The following is an 11,622-nucleotide window of genomic DNA, read 5'->3' as shown; positions in this document are numbered from 1 at the left end:
GTTGTTATCAAGCACCGCTCGCTCAACCTGGATCGCCAACCTTGAGCACCAGCCGAATGCCACGCAGCCCCTGCTCGCGCTCACGCTGCAAGGCATAGCTGGCCAGGTCGGCCATGGCACGACGGTGCGCATACGCCAGGCTATCAATCAGCGTGGCGCTATTGCGCAAAAAATCGACCGGTTCCCCGGCCTGAGCATTCAAGCGCGGGCAGCGCAGGCGCAGGTAACCGCCCAGAGAGCTGCCATCGAGCAAGGTCTGGGGAATCTGATCGGCCGTCTTGAGCAAGCGCAGGGCCAGATCCTGATAACGCACCAGGGCATCCTGGCTCAAGCGTTCAGTAAGGCTGTCCGGGTTCTGCTGATACCCGTCCAGAAAACGCTCGGCCAGCTCACGGGCCTCCAGCAGGCGCGCGTAATCGACATAGAGTTTGCTTAATTGCAGCGCCAGGCGGGCTGTTTCACGCAGCGCCGTGGTTGCGCCGGCCAGGCTCAATTCCAGACGACGCCGGTATAACGAAGCGGCCTGGAGTAACTGCAGCTGCGCCGGTGTCTTGCATTCATCAATCTGCCGATACAACGGCAAGTGCTTAGCCGGATCAAACGCCTCGCTGTCACTGAGTCGCGAGGTCACCCCGTTGCGCTGCAATTCGCCACACCAGGCCAGCGCCACCCGTTGCTCTTCATGCGCTTCAGCCTGAGTCCAGGCGTGGGTAATCTCGGGAGACAGACGACGTAACTCATCGATCACCGCTTGCCCAGGCAGCTCGGCATGGGCCGCCTGAACCGGCTGGTGCAAGGCCAGCCAGGGTAGATTACGCCACTGCCGGCCGGTCCACTCCCAGAGTTGGTCCAGCGCGTCTTCGCGCTGGGCACTGATCTGGAAAATCTGTTGGCTGTCCTGCAACTGCTGCTCGTCATAGTCCAGCCCCAGCTCCGCGTAATACGCCTGGGTGACACGCTGACAATGCTCGGCGAAGTGCTCGAACAGAACGGCTGCCGGGCGGGCATCAAGCAAATAGCCGGGTGCCTGCAGGGCTTCACTGTGCTGGATACGCGCCAAATCGGCAGGGTGCGTGTGCCAGTAGCGGGTACTGCCCTCATCAAGGCTCTGCTCCATCTGCTGCCGAGTGGCCTGGCTCATGCTGGAGGTCTTCTCAGCAGTGGCGTGCGGCATATCACGCAGCAGACGACGCTCGCGCCAGGTACGGGCATTCTGCTGATCCACTTCACGCCAGGCCCAGGACAGCGCACGCAGCTGCAAGGCACTGCCACGAAATGCCGCACTACCAGCCAGCAAACTCTCGTAGCGGTCGGCGTCGAACTCCATCTGCCGCGAAAGCGAGCGGGACAGGCGAAAGCTCAGCCAGAAACAGCCACGCATCAACAGCCGCGACAACTCGATACCCTGCTGCGCCACCCAGATTGCCAGCTGCAGAATCCACCAGGGATCGTTCTCCTGCCATTCCTGCAGGCGATCATCCCAAGGGTCGCGGCTATTGCTGCGAACTTCCAGCCAGGCATTGACCGAGTTGACCAGGAAGTTACAGCGCATGCCCAGCCGCTGAGCAAAGTGGCCAAACTCGTGCCCCAGTACGCCGACAAACTGCTGCACGCTCATCCCGGCAACCAGTGGCATGCCAATGGTCAGCACCTTGCGGCCAGAGAAGAATCCGCTCCAGCCATTCTCGAAATGCACGCTGGCATTCACTTCATTGGACAACTGCACTGCCACCGGTGGGCGCAGGCCAATCGCCTGACACAACTGGCTGATCACCAACTGCAAACGAGGCTCGCGAGCCAGATCCAGTACCAGCGCTTCATCACCACGCGGACTAGGAAGAAAGAATGGCCGCGCCATAAAGAGCAGCAGAATGCCGCCACTGATCGCGGGTATGCCATAGACGCAAAGCAGCACCCAGATATTACGCAAGCCACCCAGGTACTCGTGGATATGCATCAGATACCAGGTAAGCCCCACGCCCAAGCCAATCACCAACCCCGCATAAAGCGTCGGCACCAGCAGGCAGCAGAGCGTGACCAGAAACAGCTGCAGGGCATAGGCCGGGCTGGGACGGGCACGCTTAAGGCCCTTCTGGGCTAGTTCCTGCAAAACCGTCAGAGGGTCGACCGCCGCAGGCGCAGCAACTTCCTCGACCGCAACAGCCAGGCCCGCCTGCTGCAAACGACTGCACCAGCGCTCAGCACTGGGCTTATCCAGACCACTTTTGACCACCCGCCGTGCTGGCGGCAAAAGGGCCTTTACCTGGGACTCGGAGAACTTCAGCTGCGTCTGTAGATGCTGAGCAATCTGCTCAGGCGTAACCCCGGGCAATGCCCGGCCACTCAGCACAACACGGAACGACACGGCGGTCCCTCGCGACAAATTAAAATGAGCCAGTAGATTAACAAAGCGTGCAGCACTCGCGGCCGGTCACATACGGCTCAGGTCACCGACATCTGCGCAGTATTTGGGGAGGTCGCACGTTCATCTAAACCCCATGCCTCAGGCTGGCCATTCCAGACCTGCAACGGCCGCTCGGCACCCTTCAGTAACCAACCACTGCGCCCACCTACCAGGGTACTGACCGCATGCGCGCGGCCTAGCGGGTTGTGCCGCGCCAGCAACAACACACTGTCGCGCAGCCAGGCCAGGCTGCGGCTGTGGGATTGGAACAGCGGGGTGAGCAAACGGCTGGCTTGGCGGTAATAACGCAGGTGATCACGCCGGCTGCTGGCGTAGGCGGCGAACACCGCTGACCAGTCGCAGTCGTTTGGGGGGCGTTGTGTGGTGATTGCGGCGGACAAGGCGGCCGCATCCACCAGCGCCATATTCGCGCCCTGGCCCAGTTGTGGACTCATGGCGTGAGCGCAGTCGCCGATGGCGATCACCCGCCCGTCGTGCCACTGCTGCATGCGCACATCGGCATACACCGCCTGGCTCAGCTGCTCGGGACATTCGATCAGTTCAACAAAGGGTTCGGCAGCGTTGCCCGCTAGTTGCAGCACCTGGGCTTTCCAAGCCGCTAAACCGGCTTCACGCCAGGCACCGAACTGCGCCACCGGCAGGCTCCAGAACAGACTGCTCAGCGCCTGCTCACGATTCAGGTGGGTACGCCCAGTGGGCATGATACCGAACATCTGCGCGCAGTCGCGGTACCACTGGCGCAGGTCCGTGGCATCCGGTGCATCTGGCGATGCAGCAGGGGTCGGCACAATGCTCCACAACGCGCCCCAGGGGTAAGGCTGCAGCCATTGCTTGACCTGCATCTGGCCGCGCAGGGCCGAGCGCACGCCATCGGCCAGCACCAGGGCGGCGAAATCGCCGAATGGCTGCTCGACGCCCTGTTCGTCCTGGCGATACAGCTGCACATAACGGCCATGCTGGCTGAAGCGGCTGATATGCACGCCGGTTTCAATCTGCACGCCAGCTTGCCGCGCCGCATTAAGCAACGCCGTGAGCAATACGCTGCGATGGATGCCCATGCCGAAACTGCCGGGCTGCCAATGCGCGTAACGGGTATCGAGAATCACCCGGCCATTGGCCGAGGTGCCGTACAAGCGGCTGACCGCAGCGCCCAGGCCGCTGCACTCGGCAAACAACCCCAGTTGCTGCAACACCGCCAACCCGGAGGGCTGCAACAACACCCCGGCACCCACTGGCTGCAGCTCCGCTACACGCTCCAGCAGACGCACGCTAAAACCCTGGCGGGCGAGGAACAGCGCCGTGGCCAACCCCGCCGTACCGGCCCCGACAATGGCAATCGGCAATCCCTTCACGACCCGTCTCCGTTATTAAACCGAGCGGATTCTACGCCTCTGCCAGATAAACGCAGCCAGCCCTATCACAGGACGAACAGTGTCAAAGGAACATACCGCCCGAGGCCTCTATCCGCTGCCCGGTAATCCAGCGGCCGCCATCACTGAGTAGCATGGCAATCGCGCCGCCGATATCGTCCGGCAGGCCGACCCGGCCCAAGGCTGTATTGGCGGCGATAAAGGCGTTGACCTGACTGTTGTCGCGCACCACGCCGCCACCGAAGTCGGTCTCGATCGCACCAGGTGCCAGCACGTTGACGCTGATACCGCGCGGCCCCAGTTCCTTGGCCAGGTAACGTGTCCACACTTCGATACCGCCTTTCATCGCCGCATAGGCGGCGTAACCCGGCAGGCTGAAACGTGCCAGACCGGTGGAGATATTGACGATGCGGCCCTGCTCGGCGATCAGCGGCAGCAGTTGCTGAGTGAGGAAGAACGGTCCCTTGAGCTGGATTTTCACCAGCTGATCGAACTGCGCCTCAGTCGTTTCGGCAAAGCTGGCGTGGATGCCGATACCGGCGTTATTGATCAGAAAATCGAAATCACTGCGGCCAAAGGTGCTCTGCAGCCCCGCCGCCACTGCGCCGGCAAATCCGGCAAAGCTGCTGCTCTGACTGACATCCAGTTGCAGCATCAGCGCACGCGCGCCGAGTTGTTCGATCTCGCTCGCCAGGCTCTGCGCATCCGCCGCCTGACTGTGATAAGTGCCGAGGATGTCGATGCCCTGCGCCGCCAGATGCAGGGCCGTGTTGCGCCCCAGGCCGCGGCTTGCGCCAGTGATCAGTGCGATTTTACGGGTCATGTGCGTGCTCCCTTTGGTTGACTAGCAGTGCCGTGGTTGAAATCCGTGAGCACAGGTTATTGCTCGATTTAAACTGGATAAACTCAGCAAAACTGAAAACACTGATCATCAATCGCGAACAATCCAGTGGAGCTGCTGCCGATGAATACCCTGGAACTGCTGCGCACCTTTGTCCGCGTCAGCGAGCTGGCCAGCTTTACCCAGGCCGCCGACAGCCTTGGCATGCCCAGGTCGAGCGTGTCGCAGCAGGTGCAAAGCCTGGAAGCCTTGCTCGGCACCCGTCTGCTGCACCGCACCACACGCAAGGTGCAACCGACTCAGGACGGCCTGGTGCTGTATGAGCGCAGCAAAGACATGCTGGCCAATATGGATGAGCTGGAAGGTCTGTTCCGTCAGAACGGCACGCAGCTCAGCGGTCGTCTGCGCATCGATATGCCCACTGGCCTGGCGCGGCGCTTGGTAGCACCACGGCTGGGGGAATTTATCGCGCAGCACCCTGGCATCGAACTGGAGATCAGCAGCAGTGATCGGCGCGTCGATTTGGTACGCGAAGGCTTCGACTGCGTGCTACGCATCGGCGTGGTCAACGAGCCCAGCCTGATCGTACGACCGCTCGGCCAATTGCCTATGGTCAACTGCGCCAGTGGCGCCTACCTGGCGCGCCACGGCACGCCGCAGAGCCTTGATGACCTGGCTGAGCATCGGCTGATCCATTACGTGCCGGTGCTCGGCAGCCGCTCATGCGGATTCGAATACCTGGCCGGCGGCGTACTGCAGCAGCTGCCGATGGCGGGGAATGTCACGGTGAATAACGTCGATGCCTATGAAGGCGCGTGCCTGGGCGGCCTGGGGATTATTCAGGCGCCACTGCTTGGCGTCAGCGAGCTGCTGGCCAGTGGGCATCTGCACAGTGTGTTGCCGGATTATCTGCCGCCGCCCATGCCGATCAGCCTGCTCTTCGCCCAGCGCCGTCACCAGTCGCAGCGGGTGCGGGTATTTATGCAGTGGCTGGAAGCGTTGCTGGCCGAGCACACCGGCACCTGACGGGCAGGCACCGGTTTCTTGCGCGTTACTGAGTAACTGGGAGGATGTCGAAACCCTTGCGGTTATCGCTGACGATGCGGAAATTCTGCTGCGAGCCCGGCTCAACCTTCACCGCCAGCTCCCGACGCAGACGGCCCATGCCACACAGGGTGTCGTCCATCTCGTCGATACCAATGCTCAGCACTCGCGTGCCGACTGGCACCTGAAAACGCACCTGCTCACCCACGCCGATGCGGGCAGCCACCTTGCGGTCAACCAGCACCGCCACATAGCAGCCGCCGCCCATGCCACCGAAGTCGCGCTTGACCTGCAACTGGCCGCCCTGCCCCAGCGGCTGCTGATAGCCCAACAATCGATCAGCCGGCACGGGTTTGACATCCTCGGGAGCCGCTTGCCAGGACGAGCAACCGACCAACAGCAACAACGGTAAAACGGCACCAATCATTCGCATGAGAGCCCTCCATGGGCGCAGGGAACAGCAAAGAACACAGGCGTGAGTATTGCCCTAGCCGTAGTCGGCCTCAAGTAATGCGTTACTGCGTGTTTAGCCGGCAATGCGTTTGAGCAGTCGCGCCTGCAAGGCCGCCAGTGCTTGCGGCTCGGCCTTGCCACCGGCATGCACGCTCAGCGCTTCGCCCGTATAGCGCGGCACGATATGCACATGCAGGTGAAACACCGTCTGTCCGGCGGGCGCACCATTGAACTGTGCCACCTGCACCCCGGCAGGCTCCAGCTCGGCCACCAGTACCCCGGTGAGGCGCTGAACCACCGCCATCACCTTGCCCAGGCTGTCGGCATCGATCTCCAGAATATTGCGCGCGGCTGCACGTTTGGGGATGACCAGCGTATGGCCGTAGGACTGCGGGAAGACATCGAGGAAGGCCAGCACATCCTCATCCTCGTAGAGCCTGTAGCAAGGGGCATCGCCGCGGATAATCTGGGCAAAGATATTCTGGCTGTCGTATTCGCCGTGCAGGCTCATCAGTGTTCTCCAGTGGATGGGTGTTGAGATAGCCCCAACCATACCGATTTCTGCGCGCGGGGAAAAACCTGCAACCTGACCAAATGGCCAATCACCGTTATCCTGCGCCTTTCGCCACTTTAACCCGGAGCGTCCATGTCAGATCTTTCCGCTTACCCCATTACGCAAAAATGGCCGGCCCAGCACCCAGAACGCCTGCAGCTCTATTCCCTGCCCACGCCCAACGGCGTGAAAGCCTCGATCATGCTGGAGGAAATCGGCCTGCCCTATGAGCCGCACCTGGTCAGCTTCGACACGAACGATCAGCTCAGCGAAGCATTTCTCTCGCTCAACCCCAACAACAAGATCCCGGCGATCCTCGACCCCAACGGCCCAGGTGGCAAACCGCTGGCGCTGTTCGAGTCCGGAGCGATTCTGATCTACCTGGCAGAGAAAAGCGGCCTGCTATTGGCCCAGGACCCCGCCACACGCTATGAAACCCTGCAGTGGCTGATGTGGCAGATGGGCGGCGTCGGCCCGATGTTCGGCCAGCTGGGTTTCTTCCATAAATTCGCCGGCAAGGACTACCCGGACAAACGCCCGCGCGACCGCTATGTCGCCGAATCCCAGCGCCTGCTCGGCGTGCTCGAACAACGCCTGCAAGGCCGCAGCTGGATCATGGGCGAGGACTACAGCATCGCCGATATCGCCGTGTTCCCCTGGGTACGTAATCTGGTGGGCTTCTACGAGGCCGGCGAACTGGTGGAATTCGAGCGCTTCAGCAATGTGCAGCGGGTGCTGCATGCCTTTGTAGCCCGCCCAGCGGTGATCAAAGGCCTGGCCCTGCCGGCACGCGGCTGACTCAGACGGCACAGGCCGTTAGCCTGAAACCATATGACCTGCAGCAATGCGCCTGCTACAGGCGGGCGTTGCTGCGAGCGTTCTTCTTCTGCAGGATCAGCGAGGCTTCGTTGTAGGCGCTCTGGAACGCATCACTGCCGATCCAGAGCACGGCTGCGTCCTCGTCTTCATCATGGAACATGCCGCGATAGACGATCAGCAGGCCCATCATAAAGTCGGTCGCCGCATCCTCCGCCTCTTCTGCAACCACCAGCTCCAACACCGGGTATTGCAGAAACACCAGGCACATCGCCAACAGGCTGATGCCTTCACCTACCCTCATCGCCTGGAACAGGTCATCGAAATGCGCGGGGTCGAAGCCGTTTTCCTCGATGTCTTTGAAGTCAAAGGTACTCAGGTCGAGTTCAACATCATCGAATGGTTCATTGATCAACGGATTAGCCAGCAGCGGGTGCACCACATTGGCCTTGGGCTTGCCCATGCGGTTCTGCTTGGCCTTGGTTTTGGCACGTTGGGCGCGTTTTTGCTGTTTATCTGGGGAAGCCATGATGCTGAGTTCCTTGTCCGGCGCAGCCACTTTCATGGCCCATAAGGTATTCGGGAGCACATTGTATTCACTCCGCCAGGCTTAGTCGGCAACGCGTTGCAAATCCACAGAGTCACCTGATTAAAGCCCTCGTCAGCAGAGGCCGAGCAACGCCACAAGCGAGGCAATATGCGCTGCAACGACCGGCGCACTCGCCCAACAGCACCAGCATCAAGCTTAGGCCAACAACTCGATAATCCACTGCGTCTGCTGGGTAACCTGCTGAACTTTCGCCTCAGGCCCCCCCTGCCGTGCCCGAGCAAAATCAGCCAGGGTCTGCTGCTTCAAGCGCAGCAGGCGTTGCCACTTGGCCAGGAATGCGGGGCTGCGCGCCTGCATCTGCAGCGGGCCAAAGTACAGCTCCTCGGCGCTGTACAGCACCGGGCCGGAGCGTTCGGCCACGATGATTTCGTAGGCAAAGCGGTTTTCCCGCAGCACCTCCTCGCAGAGGATGCGGTAGCCATTGTCCATCAGCCATTGGCGCAGCGGCTGTTCGCCGCCGTTGGGCTGCAGAATCAAACGCTCCTGGCCTGTCAGGCGTGTCTTGCCGCTGTCGAGAATGTCGCGAATCCGCTCGCCGCCCATCCCGCAGATGCTGATTGCCGTGATGGCATCGCCCGCCTCAATCGCCGCCAAACCATCGGCCAGACGCACACTGATCTGTTGGCTCAGGTCATGCTCGCGCACGCTGCGCTCGGCCGCCTGAAACGGCGTCAGGGCCACCTCCCCCGCCACCGCAGCCTCAATGGCACCACGGCGCATCAAGGCTACCGGCAGATAGGCGTGATCCGAGCCAATATCAGCCAGCCGCGCCCCAGCCGGCACATGCGCCGCCACACGCTCCAGGCGCATCGACAATGTCTGCTCGTTCAACTCCAGCCCCTTTTCAGCGTCGCCCCCGGCCCTTTGACCGAAGCGGAGCGCGATTCTGTCGAGCAACGCCATGCATGGCAAATCCCGGCGACCAACGCTCTGTGCCAGAGGCTAATGCGCGCAAAACCGACGATGGGTTCGTCTAATGCGCAGAGAAATGGACAGTCACATCGTCGCGACCCAGCGCTTCGGCGAGCGTATCGGGTTTATCGACGCGCCCACGTCGGGTGTAGGGATAACTCGATTTGAACGTTCGGTAAAAGATCACCAGCGTATCGGCCCCATACACCATCAGAGCGCCGTTGTAGAGTACTCCGGGCCTCGCTGCGCGGGTTGGTAAGGCCTGTGCGAGCAGGCCGTACGTCTCGTTGGCATTGAGTTCGGTCATGTCCAAGGTCAGCGGTAACCGCTGGGCGAAAGCCAGCGCGTGCTCCCCCTGTCGAACTGGACCGAGCTGGACATCTGGCAGTACATCCACCGGAAAAACATCGACATCGTCGACCTCTACCGCGCCGCACCAAGGCCGGTGGCGGAACTGCACGGCACGCGGATCTGCATCGACGACGAACGCATCCTGCCGCACCTGAGCGCCGAACAGCGCGCCAGCATCGAAACGCGCTGGGTACGCTTCCGCACGCTGGGCTGCTACCCACTGACTGGCGCCGTGGAATCCACCGCCACCGACCTGCCGCAAATCATTCAAGAAATGCTGATGACCCGCACCTCAGAACGCCAAGGCCGAATCATCGACCACGACCAGGACGGCTCCATGGAGAAGAAGAAAATCGAGGGGTATTTCTAGCAAGTGGTTGAAACATCAACTGCGTGGCTATTGCTGGGTTAACGACAGGCTGGGACGTGGAGTCTCAGCCTGCTTGTTTGCAGCGTGTCACCGTGCGGGTGGCGCGATCTGCGAAGTTGCGCGGATTTAACTTGCGAAGTGCGTTCAAGCTGGACGGGGATATTCAGGGGTATCGAGCCAGAAACGGCGTAATGACGAGGGCCAGGTTTCGGTCCAGAGTGTGTAAAAACACTTTCGTAGCTTGGGTGCCGCAGCCCAGCGCTCCTGGACAGGCGATTGCCCAAGTATTTGCCACGATCACCACCGGTAACGTTCCAGAGCGTTTATAAAGCGCGTTAGCGCCTCCTAGCGCAACGAAAGCCGGGGTTTTTACGCCGCCATTGCCTCCAATAAGCCTGCGATGCCGATGATTTTCATCACCCGCTTCAAGTTGTAGGCGAGCACATTCAGGCTCATCTCCGCGCTCACTCCAACCAGCTTGCGAGTCAGAAAATGCGTCGAGCCCATCCATTGTTTGAGCGTCCCGAAGGGATGCTCAACAGTCCGTTTTCGAACTTTCATCATCTCTGGTGCTTGGTTCAACCGGCGCTGCATTTCGTCCAGTACCGCCTCATGCTCCCAGCGTCGCACTCGCCGTTGCTTACTCGGCGTGCACTGCGTTTTCAGCGCGCAGCTCTGGCAATTCGAACTCCAGTAGCAGTGCATGTTTAGGCCTTTCTCTACGCTGGAAAACCGCCAAATAAGCGCCTCGCCAGCCGGGCAGGTGTATTCGTTTTTAACGGCGTCATAAATGAAGGCGTCCTTATTGAAACGCCCATCAGCCTTAGCACCTGAGGTCATCGGCTTGGGTACATAGGTGGTGATGCTGGCGTCGTGACAGGCCAAGATTTCTTCGCTTTTGAAATAGCCTCGATCAGCCACCACAGACAGCGTTTCTGAGGCCATAGCTTCCCGAGCTTGCTTCGCCATCGAGCTGAGCTGGTCACGGTCGGAACCGCTGTTGGTAACCTCGTGAGCAATGATCAAATGGTGCTGCGTGTCGACTGCCGTCTGTACGTTGTAGCCGACGATGCCGTTACCGCGCGTCATCATAGAGCGGGCATCCGGGTCGGTCAGTGAAACCTGTTTGTCTGACGATTTGTTGAGCTGAGATTCGATCCCCTGAAGCTCTTTCATCTGCGCTTTGAGCTTGGCTATTTTCTCTTCCAGGCTCGCAGCGTCTGACTCAGAAGCGCTAGGAACTTGCCGATCAGCAGCATCTAAAGTGGCCAAATAACGATTGATGCTCGACTCAATTTCTTCCATGCGCCGCTTCAGTTTGGCGCTAGTAAAATTACGGTCGCGGTTGTTCACCGCCTTGAATTTGCTGCCGTCGATGGCGACCAGGCTTTCACCGAACAACCCCAACTGCTGGCATAGCAAAACGAACTGGCGGCAAACGCCGCGAATGGCTTTGCTGTTGTCTTTCCGAAAGTTGGCGATGGTCTTGAAATCGGGCATCAAGCGCCCGGTCAGCCACATCAGTTCAACGTTGCGCTGAGCTTCTCGCTCAAGACGGCGACTCGATTGGATGCGGTTCAGGTAACCGTAGATATAGATCTTTAGCAGGACAGCGGGATGGTAAGCAGGTCTGCCGGTTTCGGCTGGAATGACGCCATCAAAACCCAGCGTGGCTAAGTCAAGCTCGTCGACGAAGACATCGACCACGCGCACCGGATTGGTATCGCTGACGTAATCGTCGAGGCTTTCGGGAAGTAAGGTGCTTTGACCTCGGTGTTCACCCTGGATAAACCGTTTCATGGGCGTCCCTTGCGCTGAGATTCTCGGAAATCATAGCAAGAGTTTACCGGTGCGTTTTTACACACTCTGGGCCAAAA

At 60.3% G+C, this 11,622-nt stretch carries 11 protein-coding genes and 1 pseudogene; 3 read left to right on the top strand and 9 right to left on the bottom strand.

Translation table 11 applies throughout. The annotated features are described in order from the left end of the window. Positions 1 to 22: 22 nt before the first annotated feature. The 3 genes from OU997_RS14215 to OU997_RS14205 all read right to left on the bottom strand — a co-directional run bounded on the left by OU997_RS14215 (position 23) and on the right by OU997_RS14205 (position 4,618). Complete coding sequence (locus tag OU997_RS14215) at positions 23 to 2,365, bottom strand: M48 family metallopeptidase (RefSeq protein WP_267807181.1); 2,343 nt, start codon at positions 2,363 to 2,365, stop codon at positions 23 to 25. Positions 2,366 to 2,442: 77 nt separating this feature from the next. Further along, a complete protein-coding gene (locus OU997_RS14210; RefSeq protein ID WP_267807179.1) occupies positions 2,443 to 3,777 on the bottom strand; it encodes an FAD-dependent oxidoreductase in 1,335 nt (444 codons plus the stop codon). Positions 3,778 to 3,859: 82 nt separating this feature from the next. After that, positions 3,860 to 4,618, bottom strand: a complete 759-nt coding sequence (locus OU997_RS14205) for an SDR family NAD(P)-dependent oxidoreductase (protein ID WP_267807177.1) — start codon at positions 4,616 to 4,618, stop codon at positions 3,860 to 3,862. A 141-nt stretch (positions 4,619 to 4,759) separates the two neighbouring features. On the opposite strand from OU997_RS14205, the gene OU997_RS14200 reads away from it, so the two are divergent. Next, positions 4,760 to 5,662 carry a LysR family transcriptional regulator gene (locus OU997_RS14200; protein WP_267807175.1) on the top strand — a complete coding sequence of 301 codons (903 nt, stop codon included), beginning with the start codon at positions 4,760 to 4,762 and terminating at the stop codon, positions 5,660 to 5,662. A 25-nt stretch (positions 5,663 to 5,687) separates the two neighbouring features. Here the strand turns inward: OU997_RS14200 and OU997_RS14195 are convergent, their stop codons facing one another. Both OU997_RS14195 and OU997_RS14190 read right to left on the bottom strand, forming a co-directional pair. Further along, on the bottom strand, positions 5,688 to 6,113 hold the full coding sequence (locus tag OU997_RS14195; RefSeq protein ID WP_108487116.1) for a 3-isopropylmalate dehydratase: 426 nt from the start codon (positions 6,111 to 6,113) through the stop codon (positions 5,688 to 5,690). Between the two features lie 93 nt (positions 6,114 to 6,206). Continuing rightward, entirely contained in the window at positions 6,207 to 6,644 is a 438-nt protein-coding gene (locus tag OU997_RS14190; RefSeq protein ID WP_108487115.1) for an HIT family protein, read from the bottom strand. A gap of 135 nt (positions 6,645 to 6,779) precedes the next feature. Between OU997_RS14190 and OU997_RS14185 the strand changes: the two genes are divergently transcribed. Next, complete coding sequence (locus tag OU997_RS14185; protein WP_267807172.1) at positions 6,780 to 7,484, top strand: glutathione S-transferase N-terminal domain-containing protein; 705 nt, start codon at positions 6,780 to 6,782, stop codon at positions 7,482 to 7,484. Positions 7,485 to 7,539: 55 nt separating this feature from the next. Here the strand turns inward: OU997_RS14185 and OU997_RS14180 are convergent, their stop codons facing one another. The 3 genes from OU997_RS14180 to OU997_RS14170 all read right to left on the bottom strand — a co-directional run bounded on the left by OU997_RS14180 (position 7,540) and on the right by OU997_RS14170 (position 9,331). Next, positions 7,540 to 8,031: a hypothetical protein gene (locus OU997_RS14180; RefSeq protein WP_267807170.1), complete on the bottom strand. Its 492-nt coding sequence runs from the start codon at positions 8,029 to 8,031 to the stop codon at positions 7,540 to 7,542. Between the two features lie 216 nt (positions 8,032 to 8,247). Continuing rightward, complete coding sequence (locus OU997_RS14175; protein WP_324288895.1) at positions 8,248 to 8,943, bottom strand: tRNA (adenine(22)-N(1))-methyltransferase; 696 nt, start codon at positions 8,941 to 8,943, stop codon at positions 8,248 to 8,250. 142 nt (positions 8,944 to 9,085) lie between these two features. Then, a complete protein-coding gene (locus OU997_RS14170) occupies positions 9,086 to 9,331 on the bottom strand; it encodes a cyclophilin-like fold protein (RefSeq protein WP_267807169.1) in 246 nt (81 codons plus the stop codon). A 24-nt stretch (positions 9,332 to 9,355) separates the two neighbouring features. Between OU997_RS14170 and OU997_RS14165 the strand changes: the two are divergent. After that, positions 9,356 to 9,745: pseudogene (locus OU997_RS14165) on the top strand (phosphoadenosine phosphosulfate reductase family protein); the annotation flags it as partial. Positions 9,746 to 10,114: 369 nt separating this feature from the next. On the opposite strand, the gene OU997_RS14160 reads toward OU997_RS14165, so the two are convergent. Beyond that, positions 10,115 to 11,545 carry an IS1182 family transposase gene (locus OU997_RS14160; RefSeq protein WP_267807159.1) on the bottom strand — a complete coding sequence of 477 codons (1,431 nt, stop codon included), beginning with the start codon at positions 11,543 to 11,545 and terminating at the stop codon, positions 10,115 to 10,117. Positions 11,546 to 11,622: the final 77 nt, after the last annotated feature.

Origin of the sequence: Pseudomonas sp. SL4(2022), from assembly GCF_026625725.1 — a bacterium.
Classification (GTDB): domain Bacteria; phylum Pseudomonadota; class Gammaproteobacteria; order Pseudomonadales; family Pseudomonadaceae; genus Aquipseudomonas.
Note: the sequence above shows the minus strand (reverse complement) of the source record. Positions and strands in the feature narration are given on the sequence as shown.

Bases quoted from the DNA above. Each gene is read 5' to 3' on its own strand.
- OU997_RS14205 (WP_267807177.1), bottom strand. From the start codon at position 4,618: ATGACCCGTAAAATCGCACTGATCACTGGCGCAAGCCGCGGCCTGGGG.
- OU997_RS14200 (WP_267807175.1), top strand. From the start codon at position 4,760: ATGAATACCCTGGAACTGCTGCGCACCTTTGTCCGCGTCAGCGAGCTG.
- OU997_RS14195 (WP_108487116.1), bottom strand. From the start codon at position 6,113: ATGCGAATGATTGGTGCCGTTTTACCGTTGTTGCTGTTGGTCGGTTGC.
- OU997_RS14190 (WP_108487115.1), bottom strand. From the start codon at position 6,644: ATGAGCCTGCACGGCGAATACGACAGCCAGAATATCTTTGCCCAGATT.
- OU997_RS14185 (WP_267807172.1), top strand. From the start codon at position 6,780: ATGTCAGATCTTTCCGCTTACCCCATTACGCAAAAATGGCCGGCCCAG.
- OU997_RS14180 (WP_267807170.1), bottom strand. From the start codon at position 8,031: ATGGCTTCCCCAGATAAACAGCAAAAACGCGCCCAACGTGCCAAAACC.
- OU997_RS14170 (WP_267807169.1), bottom strand. From the start codon at position 9,331: ATGACCGAACTCAATGCCAACGAGACGTACGGCCTGCTCGCACAGGCC.
- OU997_RS14160 (WP_267807159.1), bottom strand. From the start codon at position 11,545: ATGAAACGGTTTATCCAGGGTGAACACCGAGGTCAAAGCACCTTACTT.